The organism is Lysinibacillus sp. ZYM-1, assembly GCF_001308875.1.
Classification (GTDB): domain Bacteria; phylum Bacillota; class Bacilli; order Bacillales_A; family Planococcaceae; genus Lysinibacillus.
In genome coordinates, this window is sequence record NZ_KQ465111.1 from 1 (window position 1) to 26,119 (window position 26,119).

Sequence of the window (26,119 nt, forward strand, 5' to 3'; positions counted from 1 at the left end):
TTCGGCAGTGATTTACCAAATATTGAAAATGAAAGAGAAAGAAAAATGACAAAAGTCATCGAGAGTGAACTTCTCGATGGCTTTTGTCTACAGTCTGAGTTGATACTTTCATAGTATCAACTTTTTTTATTCCAGTGACTGACTTGTAATTTTCATTATTTAGACGATAAATATAGGAAAATATAAATATCTGAAAGAGACGCTAGGAGCGATCATTATGGAAAATCAAGAAAAGGTAGCTCTTTCTATTCGCAAAGAAATGGTTCGTCTAAATTTAAAAGGGATGAGGACGGTGGCTTGGACACTAATGTATGTCTCGGCTGTTATTTCCTTTATCCATTTTGGAGAAATTTTTTTTGCAAAAACAGAAAGAGCGATGGTCCCAGCCTATATCACCATCCATACCATTATGTTTTACATTGATGTGGCAGTATTATTATTTGTAAGGGAAAAGCGAATGCATATTACATCTGGTAACATCCAGAAATATGAAAATCTTGTGATTGTTTATATTTACACGATTATGTTATTAATTACTGCAATTTCGGTGATGGATGTTTTCTTTTTTCAACATGCAGCATTATATGAGGTAATTTTGATTATCGTTTGTACGGTTTTTGCATTACCTTTTCGTAAGATGGTTTGGATCCTTTTCCTTTCAGCGCCTGTAATTATTATAAGTGCTTATATGAGCGTCGGAGTATCCAGTGAAAATATTAAAATTATTTTACCCATGTCTCTATTAATTCCTATTGGCGTCATGATTCAATATCAGACCTATAAGGTACAAAAGCAATTCAAGACACAACATATTTTATTGGATGAGGAAATGACTAAAACAAAACAATTATCAGAGTTGTTGGCGGCAAAGAATGATGAGTTATCGAAGCAGGCACTTAAAGACACCTTAACCAATCTACCAAATCGACGTGCCTTCAATAATAAATTGTCTAAACTAGGGCAGCGACTTCCTAAACCTCAGACTTTAACAATAATAATGATAGATATTGATTTCTTTAAAAATTTTAATGATTATTATGGACATTTACAGGGAGACGCGGCAATCGTCAAAGTTGCATCTTTATTGAAGGAAATAGCAGAGAAATATAATGCATTTGTTGCTCGTTGGGGTGGTGAGGAATTCATCATGGTCAGTCAACATACTCCAAAGTTTGCAGAACCTGTTTGTGAGGAAATATTAGAAGAGGTCCGCAGTTTGAATATGCCACACGCACAATCAGATGTGGCTCAATGTGTAACAGTTAGTATAGGAATATGTCATGGTAAGATTACTAAGTATGAGCATTTACAAACATGCTGTGAGCTAGCTGACCAAGCGTTATATTTAGCAAAGCAAAATGGTCGTAATAATTTTTATTGTAAAAAGGCTATTTTTGATGAAACAGCAAATGCGTCGTTTTAAAGTCAGAAAACGTTGCTACAAAGCCTTTCTTTACCCCCTTAGGTTGCTTAAATTACAACGAAAGTGGTACAATATAATTTAGTCAAAAAGAGCCAAGGGGGCATTTCTATGTCAATTGAATTAAACAATGAATTCGGCCAAATTGATATTTCAACAGATGTACTTGCACAAATTGCTGGTGGTGCTGCTGTAGAATGCTACGGGATTGTTGGCATGGCATCTAAACATCAAATTCGTGATGGTCTAACTGATATTTTACGTAAAGAAAACTTCGCAAAAGGTGTTGTGATTCGACAACAGGACGACGATTTACATATTGATATGTATATTATTGTTAGTTACGGGACAAAAATTTCGGAAGTTGCTTACCAAGTACAGTCGAAAGTGAAATATACAGTAGATAAAACATTAGGTATGAGCGTAAAATCTGTCAATATCTTTGTACAGGGCGTTCGTGTAGCGAATTAAGAGGAGGAACTAAATCGAATGCAGTCTTTAGACGGTATAAAGTTTGCAGAAATGGTACAAATGGGTGCACATCACCTGTACCAAAATGCAAATTATGTAGATTCATTAAATGTTTTCCCGGTACCAGACGGTGACACAGGGACAAATATGAACTTATCGATGACATCTGGTGCAAAGGAAACGGAACTTTCTGCTGTAGAGCATATTGGTAAAACAGCACAGGCATTATCAAAAGGTTTATTAATGGGTGCACGTGGAAATTCAGGTGTTATCCTATCGCAATTATTCCGTGGTTTTGGGAAATTTATTGAAAAAGAAGCAACAATCGATGCTAAAGGGTTTGCTGGAGCCTTCCAAGCAGGTGTAGACACTGCATATAAAGCTGTTATGAAACCTGTCGAAGGAACTATTTTAACGGTTGCTCGTGAAGCAGCAAAAAAAGGTGTTGAAGTGGCAGAAACTGAAAACGATATCATTGCGGTTATGGAAGCTTTTACTGCAGAGGCAAAGGCTTCGTTAGATCGTACACCTGATTTGTTGCCTGTTTTAAAAGAGGTCGGAGTTGTCGATAGTGGTGGCCAAGGCCTATTGTTTGTATATGAAGGATTTTTAGCTTCGTTAAAAGGCGAGCCTCTCCCAGAGAAAAATAGTGCTACATTAGATGATTTAATCAATGCAGAGCATCATAGAGCTCAAGATTTCATGAATACTGCAGATATTGAATTTGGCTATTGTACAGAAATAATGGTGCGCTTAGAAGAAGGAAAAGAGCCATTTAATGAGGAGCAATTTCGTCAAGAATTAAACCCTTTAGGAGATTCGTTACTTGTTATTTCTGATGAAGAAATTGCTAAGGTTCATATCCATTCTGAGCAACCAGGTTCTGTATTATCGATCGGACAAAAGTATGGTAGTCTTATAAAAATAAAAGTCGATAATATGCGTGAGCAACACTCAGCTATCGTTGGTGAGGAGCATAAAGCGCCTACAACTACAAAAAAAGTAGAAAAACACCCATATGCCATTGTAACGATCGCCATGGGTGAGGGTGTTGCAGGATTATTACGTTCTATCGGAGCATCCTATGTCATCGAAGGCGGTCAAACAATGAATCCTTCAACAGAAGATATCGTTAAAGCCGTAAAAGAAATTGGTGCAGAAAAAGTTTTAATCTTACCTAATAATAAAAATATAGTGATGGCAGCAGAGCAAGCTGTTGAATTATTAGAAATTGAAGCAGCTGTTGTCCCAACAAAGACAATTCCACAAGGAATGGCAGCGATTTTAGCATTTAATCCGGAAGCGGCTGTCGAGCTAAACAAAAAGACAATGACTGAAGCGTTTGCGAATGTAAAGACTGGCCAAGTAACTTATGCAGTGCGTGATACATCTATTGATGGTGTTGAAATCCATAAGGATGATTTTATGGCGTTAGCAGAAGGGAAAATTGTGCTTTCTACACCAGCTTTAAAAGATGCAGCTGAAAAAGTGATCGCGGATTTAGTTGATGAGGATACTGAAATTGTCACAGTTATTTATGGAGAGGATACAACTGAACAAGATGCTACAGAGTTAGTAGCATTCATTGAAGAGAACTATCCAGATGCAGAAGTAGAATTATTTAATGGGAAACAAGGGTTATATCCATATATTATTTCAGTAGAATAATTACATGCTACTTTGCTACTCCGTAAAGAAAGCAGTGCACAAAATGTGTACTGCTTTTGTTTATGCTACAAAGAGAATGATGTCTATATTTGATCGGAAACATACGAACTATTAATAGTTGAATGTACGTATCTGGAGGATATAAAAAATTGGAAATATTGGAATATCAACGGTTTTGAGTATGTGTACACAGGGAGTGGACAATGCATAAGGATTCTCCCTAAGCTATAAATTATAGTAGTGGTAATTTTCTGAAAGCTGACAAATTAAATACTTTACTTTTGTAGTAACTATCAAGCATGATATAAGTAAATATAAATATTATTATAGGAATAGAGTATAGGGGTGTTTGTATGAAGTTTACTTCAGTTTTTGATATTATTGGACCAGTAATGATTGGGCCTTCCTCCTCTCATACGGCAGGAGCAGCACGTATCGGACGTGTTGCAAGGGATTTATTTGGAAGACAACCTAAATGGGCGAAAATCCATTTATATGGTTCGTTCGCAGAAACGTATAGAGGGCATGGGACAGATGTTGCAATTGTAGGAGGCTTATTGAACTACGATACATTTGATGATCGTATTAAAACGGCATTTGAAGATGCAGAAAAAGCAGGATTGGAATATGAATTTATTCCAGAAACAGCTAATACGGAGCATCCAAATACAGCACGACTGGTTATTGGAGACGATGAAGGTGAGATGTCTGTCGTTGGTATTTCTATTGGTGGCGGTAAAATTGAAGTTAGTGAAGTAAATGGCTTTAAATTGCGTTTAACAGGTGGCATGCCAGCGATTCTTGTCGTACATGATGATCGTGCCGGCTGTATTGCAAATGTAGCAAATTGTTTAGCGATGCATGAAGTAAATATTGGACATATGGAAGTATCCCGTATTGAACGTGGTTTAACGGCTTTAATGGTTATTGAAGTCGATCAAAATATTGAGGACAAAGTATTACAGCAAATTTCACTAATTCCATATATTACAAAAGTGTCTAAGATTAATAACTAAGGAGGTGTCCCAGGATGGACGTTTTATTTCATAATGTTCGTGAGCTTGTAGAACGAGCAGAACAGGAAGAGAAATTAATATCAGAAATTATGATTGAACAAGAAATACTGATAACAGGCAGAACACGAGAAGAAATTATTCAACAAATGGATCGAAACCTAACCGTGATGGAAGAAGCGGTTGAACGCGGATTACAAGGTGTACAATCAGTTACAGGTTTAACTGGTGGGGACGCCGTGTTACTTCAAAATTACATTGCACAAGGTAAATCACTATCAGGTGATTTATTATTAGATGCAGTAAGTAAAGCGGTTGCAACGAATGAAGTCAATGCAGCAATGGGGACAATTTGCGCAACGCCAACTGCAGGTTCTGCAGGAGTTGTACCAGGAACACTTTTTGCGGTGAAAAATAAACTAAATCCAACTCGTGAGCAAATGATTCGTTATTTATTTACATCAGGTGCATTTGGCTTTGTTGTGGCTAATAATGCGTCAATCTCAGGTGCTGAAGGTGGCTGTCAGGCAGAGGTTGGCTCTGCAGCTGGTATGGCGGCGGCTGCCATTGTTGAGATGGCTGGAGGTACACCGCAACAATGTTCAGAAGCATTTGCAATTACTTTAAAAAATATGCTTGGCCTTGTCTGTGATCCAGTAGCAGGTTTAGTGGAAGTGCCGTGTGTTAAACGTAATGCAATGGGAGCTGCTAACTCTCTTGTAGCCGCGGATATGGCGCTTGCAGGTGTGACAAGCCGAATACCATGCGATGAAGTAATCGGAGCTATGTATCGCATTGGACAATCTATGAGTCCAAATCTTAAAGAGACGGCACGTGGTGGTCTAGCGGCAACTCCAACAGGTAAAGCTATTAGTAAAGCGATTCTCGAAAACGGTGGATTACAAAGTATTAAAGCTATTCAATAAAATTTATAAAACATGCTATCTCATAAGGTAGCATGTTTTTTCTGTTGGTTCAGTTAATTGCATTTTTAGTATAATTAATGGATAGTAGGTACAAATCAATATGATGGATTTCCTTGTGGCAAATAAAAGGAGTTTTTAAATGGATATAGCTAATTTGAAATCTTTAACAGAGCAAGCAATAGAAGATCGTCGTTATCTTCATCAATACCCAGAGCTGTCAGGTCAGGAATATGACACATGTAAATTTATTCGCAAAAGATTAGAACAACTTCAAATAGAAATAGTAGATTTTAATCCTCCAAACGTTGTGGCTAAGATTGAAGGTACGAAAGGTACGAAGACGATTGCCTTAAGAGCGGATATAGATGCCTTACCAATAGTGGAAGAAGGGGATAAGCCATATATCTCTCAAAAAACAGGTGTGGCGCATATGTGTGGACATGATGGCCATACAGCCATCTTATTAGCGGTTGCTGAGTGGATTTCGATGAATAGGGAAAAAATAGAACCGAATGTCATGCTCGTTTTCCAATCAGCCGAGGAAATTACACCAAGTGGCGCGGATTTTTTAATTCAAAACGGCGTTCTAGAAGGTGTCGATGCAATTTTCGGTATACATTTATGGCAAGGCTTAGAAAAAGGGAAAATGGGCTTAACACATGGCCCAATGATGGCTTCCGTCGATGATTTTGAAATAGAAATTCAAGGATCTGGTGGACACGGTTCCATGCCGCATGAAACTATTGATCCCATCTATATTGCAAGCCATGTCATGCAATCCTTTCAAAGTATTATAAGCCGAAATATAAATCCCATTGAGGCGGGTGTTATTACAGTAGGTAATATTCAAGCAGGTACCACTTATAACATCATTCCAGACTCTGCAAAATTAATTGGGACGATTCGTGCGTTGACACCTGAAACAGTCAGTACCATCCAAACGAAGATGGTGAGTTTAACAGAAGGAATTTGTCGTGCCTTCGGTGCACAAGGAAAAATCGACTTTATAATAGGGACACCACCTCTAATCAACGATTCTGAGCAATCTCACTTTGTGGAGTCTATCGTTCGTGAAAATTTTGGAGAGAATGTATTTAAGCTCGTAGATCCTGTAATGGGTGGAGAGGATTTTGCTTATTATCTAAAGCATAAACCTGGCGCATTTATTTTTGTTGGAATGGGTGGAGAAAAAAGCCGATATCCACATCATCACCCGAGGTTTGATCTAGATGAAGATGTATTTCCTGATGCGATAAAGCTTTTTATTGAAATTATTATGCATTATAAAGCGTGATGAACATGAACAGGCTCGTGTATAACCCTATCATTCAGTGATGGGGTTTTTGCTGATGATTGTTTGTTTAGGGCAACGAATTGATTTATGATACATTGGATAGAGAGCTAGGAAAGTTACATAGATAAAAATATTAAGAATCCATGAAGGGAGTTGAAGGATAAGTGACTGATTTATATAGTCCAGTTACCGAGCTAAAAGGTATAGGGAAAGAAACAGCAACACATCTTGAAACACTGGGCATTGACACGATTGCTGATTTATTATGGACGTTTCCACATCGTCACGAAGATTTTCGTTTGAAAGATTTAGCACAAACACCGCACAATGAACGTGTTACTGTTGAGTGTAAAGTAGAACGTGAGCCTACAATCTTATTTTTAGGCCGCAATAAGTCACGTTTACAGGTAACGGTTTTGGCAGGCCGTCACTTAGTGAAAGTGGTATTTTTCAATCAAGGCTATTTAAAACAAAAACTTATACCTGGCTCCATTATTACAGTGACTGGAAAATGGGATCGTGGTAGACAGGTAATCAATGGCACATCGGTCACATTTGGCCCGAAAACAGATCAAGTTGACTTTGAGCCTGTATATAGCCTCAAAGGTTTGATTCCACAAAAAAGATTTCGAAAATATATGCGACAAGTATTGGACGATTTTGGAGCAAATTTGCCAGACGCCATTCCACAACATTTGCAGGATTCTTATAAGCTTGTGCGCATACAAGATGGTTTGGAGGGTATCCATTTTCCACAGGATGCACAACATGCCAAACAAGCGAGAAGACGCTTTGCTTATGAAGAGCTATTAAACTTTCAATTGCGTATGCAAGCATTGCGTAAGGTGCGTAAAGAAAGTGAGCAGGGAACAGTCATTCAGTATGATGTGCATCTGCTTCGAGAATTTATCGCTGCATTACCATATGAATTAACAAATGCTCAAAAACGTGTTGTCAATGAAATTTGTAAAGATATGAAGGAGCCACATCGAATGAACCGCTTATTGCAAGGTGATGTTGGTTCAGGGAAAACAGTGGTAGCAGCTATAGGCTTATATGCCGCAGTATCAGCTGGTTATCAAGGGGCATTAATGGCGCCAACAGAAATTTTAGCAGAACAACACTTGGAGAACTTGTTAGAATGGTTCCAACCATTTGGTGTTCGTGTAGCTTTGTTATCTGGTTCAACCAAAACAAAGGAGCGACGTGTAATATTAGCGGATTTGGCGAATGGAGAGCTCGATATTGTGATTGGTACACATGCCTTAATCCAGCCTGATGTTATTTTTGAAAAGCTGGGTTTTGTCATTACGGATGAGCAACATCGCTTTGGTGTTGAACAACGTCGCATACTGAGAGATAAAGGGGAGAATCCAGATGTGCTCTTTATGACAGCGACACCTATCCCAAGAACACTTGCTATTACAGCATTTGGAGAAATGGATGTATCGATGATTGATGAAATGCCAGCAGGTCGCAAGCCGATTGAAACGCATTGGATGAAAAAGGAACAATTCGGATCGGTCATGTCAAAGCTGGAAGGGGAGCTAGCAACTGGAAGACAGGCCTATGCTATTTGTCCTCTTATAGAAGAGTCAGATAAACTTGATGTTCAAAATGCAGTTGAAATCTATGAACAACTGGCAACTTATTTTAAAGATCGCTACCATGTTGGCTTAATGCATGGACGCTTATCAGCTGATGAGAAGGATGCTGTGATGCGTGCTTTCAGTGATGGGACCTTACAGGTTTTAGTTTCTACGACGGTGGTTGAAGTAGGGGTGAATGTACCAAATGCGACATTTATGATTGTCTATGATGCTGAACGTTTTGGCTTAGCGCAGTTGCATCAGCTACGAGGACGTGTTGGACGCGGTGAACATCAATCATACTGTATTTTACTGGCTGATCCTAAGTCTGATGAGGGAAAAGAGCGGATGCAGTCTATGACAGAAACAAATGATGGTTTCCGCTTAGCTGAGAAAGATTTAGAGTTGCGAGGACCAGGTGATTTCTTTGGTCGCAAACAAAGTGGTCTACCAGATTTCAAAGTAGCTGATTTAGTACATGATTATCGAATACTTGAGACCGCTCGAAAGGATGCTACAGTGATACTTGAAACAGATGCCTTTTGGCATGATGACGTCTATCAGTACTTGCGTCAAATGTTAGAAGATTCTGGTGTTTTACAAGGGGAGCGCTTCGATTAGAGATATTAGTATAATCGCATAGAGAATGCAGGCACTTGATTTCAAAACAAGTCTTGCATTCTTTTTTTAACCTCTATATACTGATATTAGTACCAAGTGCTAATAACAACTCAAAAGGTGGCGAATGATGTTGAGACGAACAAAAAAAGAACGACAGCGACTACTATCTGAAACGATAGCTGAAAATCCATTCGTCACAGATGAACAGCTAGCAACACAGTTTCAGGTAAGTGTTCAAACAATTCGCTTAGATCGTATGGAGTTATCCATACCAGAATTACGAGAGCGAATTAAAGACGTCGCTTCAAAAAACTACGAAAATGAAGTAAAATCTCTACCGATTGATGAGGTCATCGGAGAAATTGTTGATATTGAATTAGATAATCGAGCACTTTCGATCTTTGATGTGAAAGAAGAGCATGTTTTTCAGCGCAACGGCATCGCACGTGGACATCATTTGTTTGCACAAGCAAACTCATTAGCGGTTGCCGTTATTAATGATGAACTAGCATTGACAGTACATTCCAATATTACGTTTGTGAAACCTGTTCGTGCTGGAAATCGTGTTATTACAAAAGCGATTGTTATCGGACGAGATGATAAAAATCATCGAACAAAAGTCGAGGTAACATCTACTGTTAATGGAGAGACCGTTTTTGTTGGTGAATTTGATATGTACCGCACGAAAGGTAAAGGTGAGTAATAATGAAATTAGCACTTGATGGAATGGGTGGAGACAATGCACCAAAATCAGTAATTGAAGGTGCACTGTTAGCATTAGAGCAAATTCCTAATTTAGAAATTCAATTATATGGGCAACAAGAGAAGCTTGAGCCATTTTTAAAACAGCATGATCGATTAACAATTGTACATTGTGAGGAAGTAGTTGAAGGAACGGATGATCCTGCGCGTGCTGTCCGTAGAAAAAAAGATTCCTCAATGGCACGCATGATGGATGCAGTGGATGAAGGTAGAGCAGATGCTTGTCTCTCTGCAGGAAATACAGGTGCTTTAATGGCAGGGGGCTTATTTAAAGTAGGTCGTATCGAAGGTATTGCCCGACCAGCTTTAGCTACGACATTACCAACACTTGATGGTAAAGGCTTTTTAATGCTTGATTTAGGTGCAAATGCGGATGCCCGTCCAGAACACCTAGTGCAATATGCTATTATGGGCGATATTTATGCGAAGAAAGTTGGAGGCTTACAAAAACCTCGAATTGGCTTATTAAATATCGGTACTGAAGATAAAAAAGGAAATGAATTAACGAAAGCAGCCTTTGAGTTATTGAAGGAAGCTGATTTGAATTTTATTGGTAATGTAGAGGCACGTGATTTACTTGAAGGAGTAGCTGATGTCGTTGTCACAGATGGCTTTACAGGAAATATGGTGTTGAAGTCTATTGAAGGAACAGCTGGAGCTTTATTTTCTATGTTAAAAGAGGCATTCATGTCCTCAACAAAAACGAAAATTTCGGCTGTACTCATGAAAAATAATTTACGAGACTTAAAACATAAAATGGACTATACAGAATATGGTGGTGCAGGATTGTTTGGCTTACAAGCGCCTGTTATTAAGGCACATGGATCCTCAAATGCAAAAGCAATTTTCAGTGCCATCCGCCAAGCAAACACAATGGTAGAGCATACTGTTATTTCGACGATAACAGAAACAGTACGTCATATAGAAATCGATTAACAAAGGGGACTATTCAAATGACAAAAATAGCATTTATTTTTCCAGGACAAGGTTCGCAAGTAGTGGGAATGGGGCAAGAATTTGTTGAAAACGCAGCGGAAAGTAGAGCCTTTTATGATCGTGCAGATCAAGCTCTTGACTTGGAACTATCTAAGCTTATGTTAGAAGGTCCAGCGGAGGAATTGACATTAACTTATCATGCTCAGCCAGCCTTGCTTACTACTGGTGTGATGGTTGCTGAGAAGCTACGTGCTGCAGGAATTCAACCTCATTATGCAGCAGGTCATTCACTTGGAGAATATGGTGCATTGGTCATAGCAGGCGTTATGTCCTTTGATGATGCGGTGAAGATTGTGCATAAACGTGGTCTTTATATGAATGAAGCTGTACCTGCTGGACAAGGTGCTATGGCAGCCATTTTAGGAATGGAGCTAGAAGCATTGAATGAAGTAACTGGGCAGGTTTCAGCAACAGGTGAACCTGTGCAGGTTGCAAATGTAAATTGTCCAGGGCAAATTGTTATTTCAGGCACAAAAGATGGTGTTGATAAAGCATCAATCGCTGCAAAAGAAGCAGGGGCTAAGCGTGCGATTCCATTAGTTGTAAGTGGTCCGTTCCATTCTGAGCTGATGCGACCATCTTCAGGGAAGTTGAAAGCAGCATTGATGGAAGTCACTTTATCTGCTCCACAAATTCCTGTTATCGGGAACGTTATGGCGAAGGAATTAACAGATATTCCGGCCATTCAACAAGAGCTTGTTGAACAAGTTTATAGTGCTGTGCAATGGGAAGCATCTATGCGCGAAATGATTACACAAGGTGTGGATGTCTTCATTGAATGTGGCCCAGGTAAAGTATTAAGTGGTCTCTTGAAAAAAATCGATCGTTCTGTTGCTGTCTATTGTGTGTATGATGAGGCATCATTAGAAGTGGTTTTAAAAGCGTCAAAGGAGTGGTCAATCAATGCGTAAATTAGAAGGAAAAGTAGCCGTTGTAACAGGAGCTTCTCGTGGAATTGGTCGTGCTATTGCATTAAAACTTGCTGAAGAGGGTGCAAAGGTTGTCGTAAACTATAGTGGCTCACAAGCAAAAGCTGAAGAAGTAGTTGCTAAGATTCAAGAAAGCGGTGGCGAAGCAATTGCTGTGCAAGCTAGTGTCTCACAAACAGAAGAAGTGACAACATTAATGGATAAAGCTGTGAAAACATTTGGCTCCCTTGATATTTTAGTAAATAATGCTGGTATTACAAGAGATAACTTGCTTATGCGTATGAAGGAAGATGAATGGGATGATGTCTTAGATACGAATCTAAAAGGTGTTTTCCTATGTACAAAAGCAGTTACACGCCAAATGATGAAGCAACGTGCTGGTCGTATTATAAATATTTCATCGATTGTTGGCGTAGCAGGAAACGCTGGTCAAGCAAACTATGTAGCAGCTAAAGCAGGTGTTATTGGATTAACAAAAACAACTGCGAAGGAATTAGCGTCTCGCAATATTTTAGTCAATGCTATTGCACCAGGTTTTATCGAAACAGAAATGACAGATCAATTACCAGAAGACATTAAACAAGGTATGCTGACACAAATTCCACTTGCGAAACTAGGGCAACCAGAAGATATTGCAAAGGCAGTAGCTTACCTTGCATCAGATGACGCTAACTATATGACAGGACAAACGCTTCATATAGATGGTGGCATGGTAATGTAATTTCAATTAGGCATAAGCGCTGATTTTTTGTATAATCATTTGAGGGGAGGTGAATCATTTGTCTACAGTATTAGAACGCGTAACAAAAGTAATCGTGGACCGTTTAGGTGTTGAAGAAAGCGAAGTAACACTTGAAGCTTCTTTCCGTGATGATTTAGGTGCTGACTCATTAGACGTAGTTGAGCTTGTAATGGAGCTTGAAGACGAATTCGATATGGAAATTTCTGATGAAGATGCTGAAAAAATCTCAACAGTAGGTTCTGCAATTTCATACATCGAAAGTAAAATAAACTAATTTCGTTAGTACTTTATTTAGCGAGAATTTATCACCTCTATAGGTTGATGGTCATCGTAATTATACAAATGGTATTTATGATAGGTTGAATAAAGGAGAAATTGTTTACTGCTTTTCTTTATAGAAGAAGCAGATCCAATAGACAAGATGTATTCAAAGGGGACGAAATAGATCGATTTTCGATCTATAGAAGTCCCCTTTTTGTATTAAAAATTCAATTGGATTTTATCCCCGAAAATCAATTCGGACGCAAATATGCCAAGGCTTAATTGATTTTGGAATTAAATTTTCGAAAAATTTTCCAAAATAATGTGTTTATGCCGAAATATTTTTGCATAAACGCTTTGAAAAAGGTACACTAAAACGGTAGAAACTATTAGGAAGGCAGATTTGTTCAATGGCTATGAAAAGAAAAGGAACTATGCAGAAATCTGGCGTACTTCCTGAAAAAGTACGCAGTCAATTCGAGCTGTTACAGCATGAATTAAATATCACATTTGTTAATAAAAATTTATTGTATCAAGCATTCACGCATTCATCTTATGTGAATGAGCATCGCCGTAAGTTATTTACGGATAATGAGCGTCTTGAGTTTTTAGGAGACGCAGTACTTGAACTGTCTGTTTCTAAATATCTTTTTGAGAAATACCCAAATATGAGCGAGGGTGAGTTAACAAAGTTACGAGCATCCATTGTTTGTGAGCCATCACTAGTTATTTTTGCTAATGAACTAGCCTTTGGTCGCTTTGTTTTACTTGGAAAAGGTGAAGAATTAACAGGTGGACGGGAACGCCCAGCACTACTTGCAGATGTGTTTGAGTCATTTGTAGGTGCCTTATATCTAGATCAAGATTTACAAACGGTCGTGTCATTTTTAGAACGAATCGTGTTCCCGAAAGTAGAAGTCGGTGCTTTTTCGCATGTGATGGATTTTAAAAGCCAATTGCAAGAAATGGTACAGCAAACAAACAATGGACTTCTTCATTATGAAATTATTGATGAAAAAGGACCTGCACATAATCGTACCTTTGTATCAAGCGTTTTACTGAATGGACAAGAGCTTGGTATTGGTCGTGGAAAATCGAAAAAAGAAGCCGAGCAGCAAGCTGCGCAATGTGCTATGCGAATGATGCGAGAAGAAGCTGCAAAAGAGGAGGCTTAAAAGATGTTCCTAAAACGACTAGAAGTGATTGGCTTTAAATCTTTTGCGGAGCGCATTGGAATTGATTTTGTACCTGGTGTTACTGCGGTTGTTGGACCAAATGGCAGTGGAAAAAGTAATGTCACGGATGCAATCCGTTGGGTACTTGGAGAGCAATCGGCAAAGTCGTTACGTGGATCAAAGATGGAAGATGTTATTTTTGCAGGGAGTGACTCTCGTAAGCCACTCAACTTTGCAGAGGTAACACTAATATTAGATAATACTGACGAGCAGCTAGCTTTCTCCTATACAGAAGTCAGCGTAACAAGACGCGTATACCGTTCAGGTGATAGTGAATATTTATTAAATAACCAGCAGTGTCGCCTGAAGGATATTACGGACTTGTTTATGGATTCAGGGCTTGGAAAAGAAGCATTTTCAATTATTTCACAGGGCCGAGTCGATGAAATTTTAAATAGCCGACCTGATGACCGTCGATCTATTTTTGAAGAGGCAGCTGGCGTATTAAAGTATAAAATAAGAAAGAAGAAAGCAGAGCATAAGCTTGTTGAGACTGATGAAAATTTGTATCGTGTATTAGATATTCTTCATGAATTAGACAGTCGATTAGAACCGCTTGAAATGCAAGCATCTAGTGCAAGAGACTATGTACAAATGTCAACCGAGCTAAAAGATTTTGATATTGCAATCCTTGTGCATGATTTTAAAAATTGTGCACAGTCTTTGCGTGCGTTAAAAGAAGAGTATACAAATCTATCTGAGACGGAGCAAAAGCAAGCTCAGGATATTGCTACTATCGATAAACAGACAGCAAATATTCGTAAGTTATTAAAAGAACTTGATGATTATTTGGATGTTTCTCAAGCGGACCTAGTCAATGCCACAATGGAAGTAGAACGTTGGGATGGACGAAAGGCGCTAATGGCTGAAAAACGTCAGAATGCTTCCAATCAACTACAGCAGCTGAATACGTCATTACAAGAAGCCAAAGCAGAAGTAGAGGCACTACTTGTTCAGGAACAGGAGAAAAAAGTAGTGTTCTCTGAAAAACAACAAGCAGTGTCAGTGCTAAAACAGAGCATTAAGCAGTTAGAGCAATCTTTAAATCGATCTGTTATGGAAATTGAACAAGAAATCGAGGAGCAAAAAAATCGATATATCGATTCGTTGAATGAAGAAGCAACAATTAAGAATGAGTTGAAAAATATCGATCAGCAATTGGCTCAACAAAAAGCTATGGCAACACGAATGTCCGACCAAACAGATGAAATTGGGCAAGAGCTTATGCAAATTGTTACAGAAAAAGAAAAGCTAATAGCTGAACACACTTCAACAACAAGTGACTTACAAGAAAAGCTTGAGCAATATGAAGCTTCACAAATACAGTTAAAAAGTGTCAATTCAACCTTTACTGAAAAGCAGGACATGCTATATAAAGCTTATCAACATCAACAGCAACTGAAAGCTAGAAAAGATACGTTAGCGGAGCTAGAAGCAGACTTTTCAGGGTTCTTTCAAGGTGTTAAGGAAGTATTACTTGCACGAGATAAAGGTGAATTACAAGGTATTGAGGGAGCTGTGGCTGAATTAATTCAGGTTGAGGGGAAATACTCACAAGCATTAGAAACTGCTTTAGGGGCTGCTTCTCAACATATTGTCACAACTAATGAACGCCATGCACAACAGGCTATTCATTGGCTAAAGCAAAAGCGAGCTGGACGTGCTACTTTTTTACCGAAAACAGTAATGAAATCACGCAAAATTAATCTAGCGACTATCCAATTAGCAACTGAGCACCCTGCTTTTATTCAAATGGCAGATGCGTTAGTGACTTTTAATGAAGATAATCGAACGATTGTTGAAAATCTTCTAGGCAATGTAATTGTTGCAGAAAATCTTGAAGGGGCAAGTCAAATTGCTAGGTTATGTGGTTTCCGTTACCGAGTTGTTACACTTGATGGAGATATTATCAATGCAGGGGGTTCGTTAACGGGTGGTGCCCTGAAACAGCAATCCTCGCTCTTTACAAGAAAAGCTGAGTTAGATGGTTTAATTCTTAAGTTAGAGTCTCTACAAACTTCCATTTATGGTGCAGAACAGGCTGTTGCAGTGGAAAAAGAAAAGCTAGCAACACTTCGAGATCAAGTTGAACAGTTGAAGCTTGAAGGAGAGCAATTACGAAAAGATGAGATGCAGCAGGCTGGACGTTTACGTGAGCTAAAGGTTGTGGAAAAAAGTTTATCAGCCAGAGTATCCTTTGCCTCGACCGAAACACAAGATGTAAAAACACGTGAAGAGGCATTATTGTCACAAAAGCAAGAAGCAGAGGAACGATTAAGGGCACTTGCAGTGGAGCTTGTCGAAATCAATGAAACTGTTGAACAATTAAGTAAGGTCAAGTTGCAAAGTGAGACAGAGAAAGATGTATTACGAGAGCAATTGGCAGAAAAACGCTCAGAATTAGCGGTTATGCAGGAACAAATGTCACAAGTTCAAATTGCAACGGCTGAGTTAGCCCTACAATTAAACAAAGCTCAACAAAAAGTCGAAAATATTTCTCAGGAAATATTGTGGCTTCAATCTGATGAATCGACAAATCATTTAAGTGATGAAGAGGTCGATGAACAGGTCATGACATGGAAAGCTAAAAGAGATGCCTTACAAGAAACTATTTCGCAGAAAAAAGAGGAAAAAGTAGGGCAACAGGAAGAACTCTCAACTTTAGAAGAACAGCTGAAGGAATTGCAACGTATCCATAAAGGATACCTTGAAGCAATACGTGCTAATGAGTTGAAACGAAATCGTGTAGAATTTGAGATGGACAATTTCACAGAACAACTTGAAGAAAACTATCAGTTAACATTCGAAGAGGCAGAAAAAGAAGCGCTTGCCATAGAAGATGAAGAATTTGTACGACGACGTGTTAAATTGCTTAAAAAATCAATTGAAGAGCTAGGTCCTGTTAATTTAGGCGCGATTGAGGAATATGAGCGAGTGCTTGAACGACATACTTTCTTAACCGAACAGCGAGAGGATTTGCTTGCAGCGCAAGAAACATTGCATGAAGCCATTAAAGAAATGGATGAAGAAATGACGATGCGCTTTAGTGAAACGTTCTATGCGATTCGAGAACAATTTAAACGTGTATTCCGCGAATTGTTTGGTGGGGGACAAGCCGATTTAGTGTTAACCGATCCGCAAAATTTACTAGAAACAGGCATTGACATTGTTGCTCAACCGCCAGGGAAAAAATTGCAAAATTTAAGTTTGCTTTCTGGTGGTGAACGTGCGCTAACGGCGATCGCTTTATTATTCTCCATCTTAAATATAAGACCTGTACCATTTTGTATTCTCGATGAAGTGGAGGCTGCCCTTGATGAGGCGAATGTTGTACGATACAGCCAATATTTGAAGAAATTTAGCGGTGAAACACAGTTCATTGTCATTACTCATCGTAAAGGAACAATGGAGGGAGCCGATGTACTGTATGGTATAACTATGCAGGAATCGGGCGTGTCGAAACTCGTATCAGTAAAATTAGAAGACGAACCCGTACTTGCGGAGCAAAGGAGCAAATAAGGATGAGCTTTTTTAAACGTTTAAAAGATAAATTAATGGGGAATCCAGCGGAGGAAGAAAAATTAGAAGCAGTTGAAAATGATCTGGATTCTGATAAACAAGCGTCAGAAGAACCAAGTGAACCTGCCGCTATTGAGACTGTTGTTGAAGAACTTTCTGAACAATTAGAGCAATCCTCGGAAATCGAAGGTACTAAAGAGCCGGAGCAATCTTCGGAAATCGAAAGTACAATAGAGTTAGAGCCTTCTCAACTAGTAGAAGAAGAGCAGCTAGAAGTACAAGTTATTGAGGAACAAGCTGTTGAGGAGAAAAAACCTTCTGCTTGGTCCATTACTCAAAAATTTAAAGAGGGTCTTGAAAAAACACGTAATTCCTTTACATCAAAAGTGAATGACCTTGTTGCACGTTATCGTAAAGTGGATGAGGATTTCTTTGAAGAATTAGAGGACCTTTTATTACAGGCGGATGTTGGTTTTGAAACGGTCATGGAACTCATGGATAAATTACGTTTCGAGGTACAACGTAAAAACATAAAAGATACAAATGGTATCCAATCGTTGATTTCTGAGAAGCTTGTTGAAATTTACGAGCAAGGTGAAGAAGATTTAATTGAATTAAATATGCAGCCTAATGATGAACTAACTGTCATTCTATTTGTTGGGGTGAACGGTGTAGGGAAAACAACGACAATTGGTAAACTCGCTCATCGTCTGAAGTCTCAAGGCAAAACGGTTGTTTTAGCTGCAGGTGATACATTCCGTGCTGGTGCCATTGATCAATTACAAGTATGGGGAGATCGTGTAGGTTGCGAGGTTATTAAACAATCTGAGGGTTCTGACCCAGCGGCTGTGATGTATGATGCAATTCGTGCTGCAAAAAATAGAAAAGCAGATGTGTTAATTTGTGATACAGCCGGACGCTTACAAAACAAAGTGAATTTAATGAACGAGCTTGAAAAGGTACATCGTGTCATTTCTCGTGAAATTCCAAATGCTCCACATGAAGTATTATTAGCGTTAGATGCAACAACTGGCCAAAATGCACTTGTCCAAGCACAAACATTTAAAGAAGCAACAAATGTAACAGGTATCGTCTTAACGAAGCTAGACGGTACTGCTAAAGGTGGTATTGTTCTTGCTATTCGTAACAAGTTACACATTCCTGTGAAATTTGTAGGTCTTGGTGAGAAAATGGATGATTTGCAGCCATTTGATGCAGAACGATATGTCTACGGTTTATTTGCCGATGGTTTAGACAAAGAACTACAAAATAATGAAGAATAACAGCGAACTTGGCTGAGTAATTTTTTTGATCTAGCATTCATCTCCCTCCTTTATAGGGGGAGGTGGATGTTTGTTTTATTTTTTACGGGTAATCATAAGCCTGTTGAAATAGGGGAACACCGACAAAAAGCGCAACGACTTGTGGCGAAGACGATGTGACCTACATCATTTGACCCAAAGTCCCTGGTAGATGTCACAGGGCGTGACGGTTTTAGGTTAACATCTACTGTTAACTCGGTAAGATCTGGATGCCATTACATCAGGACGTAGTGGATTAAAAACGCTCGACTGAGAAAAGGTGAATTGACTTGTTTGAAAGATTAAAACTAGCTAAAGGTAAGGAATGGCCCAAAAGTAAGTAAATTAGGCTTTTAGACAAGGAGATTACCTTGACACAGACGGGCGCTTTTCGTTATGATACAAATGACTAAATAGCGGGAGGAGAAACATTCGATGCTACTTGAAAAAACAACACGCATGAACTTTCTCTTCGACTTTTATCAAGCATTATTAACAGATAAGCAAAGAAGTTATATGGAACTATACTATTTGGATGATAACTCACTAGGTGAAATCGCTGAATCGTATGGAATATCACGCCAAGCTGTCTACGATAATATTCGTCGAACAGAAGCGATGCTTGAGGAATATGAAGAAAAATTATGTTTACTTGAAAAATTTCAACAACGGACCAAAATGCTTTCACAGCTAACAGCGGGGATAACAGAAAAAAGTTTGACAGCTAAAGAGCAGTTAGCGCTTATTGAACAGCTGAAAGAATGGGATTAGGAGGCGAAAGCAATGGCTTTTGAAGGATTAGCGGAACGACTCCAAGGAACGATCCAGAAGATTAAGGGCAAAGGGAAAGTATCGGAACAAGATGTCAAAGAAATGATGCGTGAAGTCCGATTTGCTTTAATTGAGGCGGATGTTAACTTAAAAGTAGTCAAAGAATTCGTAAAAAAGGTTAGTGAACGTGCTGTTGGCGTTGATGTTATGCAAAGCTTAACACCAGGTCAACAGGTTATTAAAATCGTACAAGACGAATTAACGGAATTAATGGGTGGCGAACAAAGCCCGATTAAATTTAATACGAAGCCCCCAACTGTCATTATGATGGTCGGTCTACAAGGGGCAGGGAAAACGACAACTACAGGTAAATTGGCAAATGTTCTACGAAAAAAATATAATCGTAATCCATTGTTAGTTGCAGCCGACGTTTATCGTCCAGCAGCTGTTCAACAATTAGAGACATTAGGTAAGCAACTTTCTTTACCTGTATTTGCGTTAGGTACTGATATTTCCCCTGTAGAGATTGCCCGTCAAGCAATTGAAAAGGCTAAAGAAGAGCACCATGATGTGGTGATTATCGATACGGCTGGTCGTTTGCATATCGATGAGGATTTGATGCAAGAATTGAAAGATATTCGTGCATTAAAAGAGCCAGATGAAGTCTTCCTTGTTGTCGATGCAATGACAGGTCAAGATGCTGTAAACGTGGCAGAAAGCTTTAATGAGGCTATAGGTATTACAGGGGTTGTGTTAACGAAGCTTGATGGTGATACTCGTGGTGGTGCGGCATTATCTATTCGTTCTGTAACGCAGAAACCAATTAAGTTTGTCGGTATGGGTGAGAAAATGGATGCGCTAGAGCCTTTCCATCCAGAGCGTATGGCGTCTCGTATTTTAGGTATGGGTGATGTTCTATCGCTTATTGAAAAAGCGCAAGCAAATGTTGATGAAGCAAAAGCCAAAGAATTAGAAGAAAAATTCAAGTCTCAAACTTTTACATTTGATGATTTCGTAGAGCAGTTACAGCAGGTTAAGAAAATGGGGCCTCTAGATGAAATTTTAAAAATGCTCCCTGGTGCAAACAAAATCAAAGGCTTAGATAATGTCAAAGTTGATGATAAGCAAATGGGACGTGTAGAAGCTATTATTTACTCGATGACGCCTGCTGAGAAGACAAATCCAGAAATTATTAATGGTAGCCGTAAAAAGCGTATTGCTAAAGGCTCTGGGACTTCTATTCAAGAGGTGAATCGTCTCATTAAGCAATTTGATGAAATGAAAAAAATGATGAAGCAAATGACTGGAATGGCAAGTGGTAAAGGTAAGAAAAAAATGAAATTACCAGGCTTTGATTCATTGTTTAAATAATAATTTTTGGGTGTTAAGAAAAAACACTTTACAAACAACCTAAACATTGATAATATACTATCTTGTGTGAAACTTATTCGGAGGTGCTATTAAAATGGCAGTTAAAATTCGCTTAAAACGTATGGGAGCTAAAAAATCTCCTTTCTATCGTATCGTAGTTGCAGACGCTCGTTCACCACGTGACGGTCGTCAAATCGAAACAGTTGGTACTTACAACCCACTAACTCAACCAGCTACTGTAAACATTGATGAAGAGAAAGCTCTTAAATGGTTAACTGACGGTGCAAAACCATCAGATACAGTACGTAACCTGTTCTCAGAACAAGGTATCATGGAAAAATTCCATAACCAAAAATTCAGTAAATAATCGGGGGCGACGTCTTTGAAGCAGCTGATTGAAGCAATCGTTTTACCGTTAGTCGATTATCCAGAAGAAGTTCGTATTGAGACGGATGAAAATGCAAATCGAATTGTTTATAAACTTTTTGTTCATCCAGAGGATCGAGGGAAAGTCATAGGCAAGCAAGGGCGAGTAGCGAAAGCGATTCGTACAATTGTTTATTCAGCGGCAGGTAGTCACCATCAAAAGAAGACCTACGTCGATATATTGGATTAATAGAAGAGATTTTCACGCTCTTGCAACAAGTACAAATGAGTCCTGATAGGTGTGTTTACATGTCGCTTAGGAGTTCGAAGTGGCCTTTAGCATGAAGCGTAAAATCTGGACTAAGAAGGAGGGAGCTTGTAGGTTCCTTCCTTTTTTTCTTTATTTCGCACATGATCGCTCTTTTTATTCTGAAAAACAGGAAATATAGCTTAACAAAGATTACAGTTCGAGACAATTGATTATATTGATATGGACGAGACAATTGAATGTCTTAGCTGAAACAATATTCTTCCAAAGTGAATGTGCTTATTTCGAAAAAAGTGAGAGAACGTATTCAAATAGCAAGTTACTTAGGGGAGAGTAGTACGTTTTTAATGAGGTGATAGTTGAATGGAATGGTTTAATGTAGGTCGAATTGTCAATACACACGGTATTCGCGGAGAGGTACGTATCTTATCGACAACAGACTTTGAAGAAGAACGTTTTATGGTAGGCAACAAGCTTGCTGCCTTTAAAAAGGATGATAAAAAACCAACTTGGGTAACGATTCAATCTGTGCGTCGGCATAAAAACTTTATTTTATTAACATTCGAAGATATGAACAACATCAACTTGGTCGAGCCATTTAAAGAAGGCTTGTTAAAAGTGACAAAAGATCAGATGACAGATGATCTACTTGAAGAAAATGAATTCTTTTTCCACGAAATTATTGGCTGTACAGTTGTTTCTGAAGAAGGCGAAACAATTGGTATAGTGAACGATATCCTTCAAACAGGGGCAAATGATGTGTGGGTAGTTAAAGGCTCAAAGAAAGAACATTATATCCCTTATATAGAAGATATCGTGAAAGATATCGATGTGGATGAGAAGAAGATAGTGATTTACGTAATGGAAGGCTTACTATGATGAATATCCATGTATTAAGCCTTTTTCCTGATATGTTCTCAGGTGTTTTTGGAGCATCTATTTTAAAGAAAGCTCAAGAAAAAGGTGCGGTCCAACTAGAGGTAACGGATATCCGTACATTTTCAGGAAATAAGCACAATCAAGTTGACGACTATCCATATGGTGGCGGTGCAGGCATGGTATTAAAGCCTGAGCCTATGTTTAGCGCTGTAGAGGCAATATCTGCAGGAAAACAACCCCGCATCATTTTAATGTGTCCTCAGGGAGAACGATTTACCCAAAAAAAAGCAGAAGAACTAGCACAAGAAAAGGAACTGGTCTTTTTATGTGGTCATTATGAAGGATATGATGAACGTATACGCCAGCATCTTGTAACAGATGAGATTTCCATTGGAGATTTCGTGTTAACAGGTGGAGAATTAGGAGCGATGACAGTTATCGATAGCGTTGTGCGGCTGTTACCTGGCGTATTAGGGCAAGAAGATTCTCATATACACGACTCATTTTCAACAGGTCTCTTAGAGCATCCTCATTATACTCGACCAGCAGAATTTCGAGGAATGAAAGTGCCAGATGTTTTATTATCGGGAAATCATGCAAAAATTGAGCAATGGCGGGAAGAGCAATCGTTGAAAAGGACTTTTGAGCGTCGTCCCGATTTACTTGATCAGTATCCTTTAACAGATAAGCAAAAATTGTATCTAGAAAAACTTAAAAACAATCAACAAGATGCTTGATTGCCTGCATTATTTATGATAACATCTAATCTGTACTTCTATGTGAAGTACTGAATTACGGTGTTCCGCTGTGGCATAAAGTGCGTGCAAGAGCATCTGTCTAAGGAGAGAAAACAATGTCAAACATTATTACAGAAATTACAAAATCTCAACTTCGCACTGATCTACCAACTTTCCGTCCTGGTGATACTGTTAAGGTACACGTGAAAGTAGTAGAGGGTACTCGTGAGCGTATCCAACTTTTCGAAGGCGTAGTAATTAAACGTCGTGGTGGCGGTATTAGCGAAACTTTCACAGTTCGTAAAATTTCTTACGGTGTAGGTGTTGAGCGTACATTCCCTGTACACACACCAAAAATCGCTAACTTAGAAGTTGTACGCCGTGGTAAAGTACGTCGTGCTAAACTTTACTACCTACGTAACCTACGTGGTAAAGCTGCTCGTATTAAAGAAATTCGATAATTATGACTTAAAAGTGAGGGGCTTGTATGCAAGCCCCTTTTCTTTTTGCTTGTCATCTTAATTCCCTATCAACTAAAATAGTGTTAGACAAGGGGGCATTTCTCAATGGAAAAACAAGTGAAAGAAAAGAATGAGTTATGGGAATGGACAAAAGCGCTATTAATTGCATTTGCGATAGCTGCAATTATACGATATTTTTTATTTACACCTATTGCAGTTGATGGTGAGTCCATGATGCCAACCCTTGAAGATGGCGACCGAATGATTGTAAATAAAATTGGTTATAAAATAAGTGAACCGAAACGCTTTGATATCGTTGTGTTTCATGCCCCTGAACAAAAAAATTACATTAAGCGTGTAATTGGATTGCCAGGAGATTCACTAGAATATAAAGACGATCAATTGTATATCAACGGTGAGCCAATTGAAGAGCCCTATTTAGATGCTTATAAAGCTCAAATAGCAGGGGGAACATTAACAGAAGACTTTACCTTAAAAGACATCGATGTTTCTTTAGATGAGATTCCTAAAGGGTATGTTTTTGTCATGGGGGATAATCGTCGAAATAGTAAAGACAGTAGACATATTGGTCTTGTAGATCAAAAGGAAATCATCGGCAACACGAGTTTGATTTTCTGGCCGTTTAGCGATATAAAAATTGTAAAGTAATGCAAGAAAGGGAGCGTTTAAGAACTCCCTTTTTCTTTTAGTTTAGGAGGCACAGCAGTGACAATTCAATGGTTTCCCGGGCATATGGCGAAGGCCCGACGTGAAGTAACGGAAAAATTAAAGCTTGTCGATATCATATTTGAATTAATAGATGCACGTTTACCTTTATCGTCTCGTAATCCAATGATCGACGAAGTCATCAATCAAAAACCGCGTCTTTTAATTTTGAATAAGGCGGATATGGCAGACGAGCAAGAAACACGTAAATGGGTAGAATATTTTGCCCAGCGTGGTCATAAAGCGGTAGCAATTAATTCGCTTGAGGGCAAGGGTTTACAACAAGTAACAAAAGCAGCACAAGAAATATTAAAAGAAAAATTTGAACGCATGAAAGCTAGAGGGATGAAACCTAGAGCTATTCGCGCAATGATTGTTGGTATACCTAATGTTGGGAAATCAACTTTAATTAATCGCTTAGCGAAAAAAAATATTGCTAAAACGGGGAATACACCAGGTGTTACAAAAGCACAGCAATGGATAAAAGTCGGGAAAGAACTTGAGCTATTGGATACGCCAGGAATATTATGGCCAAAATTTGAAGATCAAGAAGTGGGCTTTAAATTAGCTTTAACAGGTGCTATTAAAGACACCATCACGAATATGGAAGATTTAGCTGTATACGGCTTACGTTTCCTATCCATTCATTATCCAAAGCGTATGGAGGAGCGTTACGGTTTTGGGTTCATCCATGATGATTTGGTTGAAACTTTTGACCATATTGGGAAACTTCGTCGTGTGTTTGGTGCAGGTGGAGAAATTGATTATGATCAAGTAGCTCAACTAATCGTTCGAGATATTCGTGGATTGCAATTAGGTAAATTAACATTTGATTTTGTGGATGAACAACTAGAAAAAGAAGCAGAACAATAATAAGTATTTGAAACTGTCACACCCTCTTTGTGGCAGTTTTTCTTTTAGGAATGGTTTTTCCTACCGATAAAGATTATATAGAGGAAAACTAGGAAGCTACATAAAATATGAAAATGATATAGATTTAATGAGTAGAAGCAAGAAGGAGTACAAAATGAAAAGTATTAAAGAAATTACAGTTGCATTAAAAAGTGCGGATGAATGGCAAGATTGGATGAAGGATATTGCAGAAGATGAACGGGTGAGTGTTCAAAAAGCTTGGCATACGTGGCAAAAGAAACAAGAGAAAAAACGCCAATTACTTCAGGAACATCAAGCAAAAGTTGCTTTCGATTTAAGTTATGGGGGAATAGATACATTAATTGCAGGTGTTGATGAGGCAGGACGTGGCCCTCTAGCAGGACCAGTTGTTACTGCAGCTGTAATTTTACCAACAAGTTGTGAGGCTCTTGTTGGTTTGAATGATTCAAAGCAATTATCGAAGGATAAACGAAATGCCTTCGCAACTATAATTAAAGAACATGCCATTAGTTATTTTATTCACTTCCAGCCACCTCAACAAATAGATGCACTTAATATTTATGAGGCGACAAAACAATCTATGAAGGAGAGTGTGGAATCTTTAACAAGAAAACCTCATGTCGTTTTAGTAGATGCTATGACATTACCTATTGCAATTCCTCAGGATTCCATTATAAAAGGAGATGCCAAAAGCTTAGCAATAGCAGCTGCCTCTATTTTAGCTAAAACAGCTCGCGATGATTACATGGAACAATTAGACATAGATTTTCCGATGTATGGCTTTGCACAACATGCGGGTTATGGCACAAAGCAGCATTTAAAAGCACTAGAAGAATACGGACCAACGATTCACCATCGTAAAACGTTCGAGCCGATTAAATCCATGTTTGAATAATACG

At 38.6% G+C, this 26,119-nt stretch carries 25 protein-coding genes; all 25 read left to right on the top strand.

The window, feature by feature from the left end; all coding sequences use genetic code 11:
* The first annotated feature begins 217 nt into the window (after positions 1 to 217).
* The 25 genes from AO843_RS06260 (at position 218) to AO843_RS06380 (ending at position 26,115) form a co-directional block, all read left to right on the top strand.
* Complete coding sequence (locus tag AO843_RS06260; protein WP_054610280.1) at positions 218 to 1,423, top strand: diguanylate cyclase; 1,206 nt, start codon at positions 218 to 220, stop codon at positions 1,421 to 1,423.
* A gap of 108 nt (positions 1,424 to 1,531) precedes the next feature.
* The gene (locus tag AO843_RS06265; RefSeq protein WP_004269431.1) at positions 1,532 to 1,891 is read left to right on the top strand and encodes an Asp23/Gls24 family envelope stress response protein; all 360 of its coding nucleotides are present in this window, start codon (positions 1,532 to 1,534) and stop codon (positions 1,889 to 1,891) included.
* A gap of 18 nt (positions 1,892 to 1,909) precedes the next feature.
* On the top strand, positions 1,910 to 3,559 hold the full coding sequence (locus AO843_RS06270; RefSeq protein ID WP_054610281.1) for a DAK2 domain-containing protein: 1,650 nt from the start codon (positions 1,910 to 1,912) through the stop codon (positions 3,557 to 3,559).
* Positions 3,560 to 3,912: 353 nt separating this feature from the next.
* Positions 3,913 to 4,575, top strand: a complete 663-nt coding sequence (sdaAB, locus tag AO843_RS06275) for an L-serine ammonia-lyase, iron-sulfur-dependent subunit beta (protein ID WP_054610282.1) — start codon at positions 3,913 to 3,915, stop codon at positions 4,573 to 4,575.
* A gap of 14 nt (positions 4,576 to 4,589) precedes the next feature.
* A complete protein-coding gene (gene sdaAA, locus AO843_RS06280) occupies positions 4,590 to 5,498 on the top strand; it encodes an L-serine ammonia-lyase, iron-sulfur-dependent, subunit alpha (RefSeq protein ID WP_054610283.1) in 909 nt (302 codons plus the stop codon).
* A 139-nt stretch (positions 5,499 to 5,637) separates the two neighbouring features.
* A complete protein-coding gene (locus AO843_RS06285) occupies positions 5,638 to 6,792 on the top strand; it encodes a M20 metallopeptidase family protein (RefSeq protein WP_054610284.1) in 1,155 nt (384 codons plus the stop codon).
* Between the two features lie 164 nt (positions 6,793 to 6,956).
* Entirely contained in the window at positions 6,957 to 9,002 is a 2,046-nt protein-coding gene (recG, locus tag AO843_RS06290; protein WP_054610285.1) for an ATP-dependent DNA helicase RecG, read from the top strand.
* Between the two features lie 130 nt (positions 9,003 to 9,132).
* The gene (fapR, locus tag AO843_RS06295) at positions 9,133 to 9,705 is read left to right on the top strand and encodes a transcription factor FapR (protein ID WP_054610442.1); all 573 of its coding nucleotides are present in this window, start codon (positions 9,133 to 9,135) and stop codon (positions 9,703 to 9,705) included.
* A gap of 2 nt (positions 9,706 to 9,707) precedes the next feature.
* Positions 9,708 to 10,700 (top strand): phosphate acyltransferase PlsX, encoded by a 993-nt coding sequence (gene plsX, locus AO843_RS06300; protein WP_054610286.1) that lies wholly within the window; start codon positions 9,708 to 9,710, stop codon positions 10,698 to 10,700.
* Between the two features lie 17 nt (positions 10,701 to 10,717).
* Positions 10,718 to 11,671, top strand: coding sequence for an ACP S-malonyltransferase (gene fabD, locus AO843_RS06305; RefSeq protein WP_054610287.1), 954 nt, complete (start codon positions 10,718 to 10,720; stop codon positions 11,669 to 11,671).
* On the top strand, positions 11,664 to 12,410 hold the full coding sequence (gene fabG, locus AO843_RS06310; protein ID WP_054610288.1) for a 3-oxoacyl-[acyl-carrier-protein] reductase: 747 nt from the start codon (positions 11,664 to 11,666) through the stop codon (positions 12,408 to 12,410). Before fabD ends, fabG begins: the two co-directional genes overlap by 8 nt.
* A 58-nt stretch (positions 12,411 to 12,468) precedes the next feature.
* Entirely contained in the window at positions 12,469 to 12,705 is a 237-nt protein-coding gene (gene acpP / locus AO843_RS06315) for an acyl carrier protein (protein WP_008181678.1), read from the top strand.
* A gap of 397 nt (positions 12,706 to 13,102) precedes the next feature.
* Positions 13,103 to 13,867 carry a ribonuclease III gene (gene rnc, locus AO843_RS06320; RefSeq protein ID WP_054610289.1) on the top strand — a complete coding sequence of 255 codons (765 nt, stop codon included), beginning with the start codon at positions 13,103 to 13,105 and terminating at the stop codon, positions 13,865 to 13,867.
* 3 nt (positions 13,868 to 13,870) lie between these two features.
* Positions 13,871 to 17,446, top strand: coding sequence for a chromosome segregation protein SMC (gene smc / locus AO843_RS06325; RefSeq protein WP_054610290.1), 3,576 nt, complete (start codon positions 13,871 to 13,873; stop codon positions 17,444 to 17,446).
* Between the two features lie 2 nt (positions 17,447 to 17,448).
* A complete protein-coding gene (gene ftsY / locus AO843_RS06330; protein WP_054610291.1) occupies positions 17,449 to 18,729 on the top strand; it encodes a signal recognition particle-docking protein FtsY in 1,281 nt (426 codons plus the stop codon).
* A gap of 453 nt (positions 18,730 to 19,182) precedes the next feature.
* Positions 19,183 to 19,518 carry a putative DNA-binding protein gene (locus AO843_RS06335; RefSeq protein WP_054610292.1) on the top strand — a complete coding sequence of 112 codons (336 nt, stop codon included), beginning with the start codon at positions 19,183 to 19,185 and terminating at the stop codon, positions 19,516 to 19,518.
* Positions 19,519 to 19,530: 12 nt separating this feature from the next.
* Positions 19,531 to 20,889, top strand: a complete 1,359-nt coding sequence (gene ffh, locus AO843_RS06340; RefSeq protein WP_054610293.1) for a signal recognition particle protein — start codon at positions 19,531 to 19,533, stop codon at positions 20,887 to 20,889.
* Between the two features lie 94 nt (positions 20,890 to 20,983).
* Positions 20,984 to 21,256: a 30S ribosomal protein S16 gene (gene rpsP, locus AO843_RS06345; RefSeq protein ID WP_010858419.1), complete on the top strand. Its 273-nt coding sequence runs from the start codon at positions 20,984 to 20,986 to the stop codon at positions 21,254 to 21,256.
* A gap of 15 nt (positions 21,257 to 21,271) precedes the next feature.
* Positions 21,272 to 21,505, top strand: coding sequence for a KH domain-containing protein (locus tag AO843_RS06350; protein WP_004269410.1), 234 nt, complete (start codon positions 21,272 to 21,274; stop codon positions 21,503 to 21,505).
* 381 nt (positions 21,506 to 21,886) lie between these two features.
* On the top strand, positions 21,887 to 22,402 hold the full coding sequence (gene rimM, locus AO843_RS06355) for a ribosome maturation factor RimM (RefSeq protein WP_054610294.1): 516 nt from the start codon (positions 21,887 to 21,889) through the stop codon (positions 22,400 to 22,402).
* The gene (trmD, locus tag AO843_RS06360; protein WP_054610443.1) at positions 22,402 to 23,139 is read left to right on the top strand and encodes a tRNA (guanosine(37)-N1)-methyltransferase TrmD; all 738 of its coding nucleotides are present in this window, start codon (positions 22,402 to 22,404) and stop codon (positions 23,137 to 23,139) included. Before rimM ends, trmD begins: the two co-directional genes overlap by 1 nt.
* A 116-nt stretch (positions 23,140 to 23,255) precedes the next feature.
* Positions 23,256 to 23,600: a 50S ribosomal protein L19 gene (rplS, locus tag AO843_RS06365; RefSeq protein WP_054610295.1), complete on the top strand. Its 345-nt coding sequence runs from the start codon at positions 23,256 to 23,258 to the stop codon at positions 23,598 to 23,600.
* Positions 23,601 to 23,705: 105 nt separating this feature from the next.
* Positions 23,706 to 24,269 carry a signal peptidase I gene (gene lepB, locus AO843_RS06370; RefSeq protein WP_054610296.1) on the top strand — a complete coding sequence of 188 codons (564 nt, stop codon included), beginning with the start codon at positions 23,706 to 23,708 and terminating at the stop codon, positions 24,267 to 24,269.
* Positions 24,270 to 24,326: 57 nt separating this feature from the next.
* A complete protein-coding gene (gene ylqF, locus AO843_RS06375; protein WP_054610297.1) occupies positions 24,327 to 25,199 on the top strand; it encodes a ribosome biogenesis GTPase YlqF in 873 nt (290 codons plus the stop codon).
* Positions 25,200 to 25,353: 154 nt separating this feature from the next.
* The gene (locus AO843_RS06380; protein WP_054610298.1) at positions 25,354 to 26,115 is read left to right on the top strand and encodes a ribonuclease HII; all 762 of its coding nucleotides are present in this window, start codon (positions 25,354 to 25,356) and stop codon (positions 26,113 to 26,115) included.
* The last annotated feature ends 4 nt before the right edge of the window (positions 26,116 to 26,119 follow it).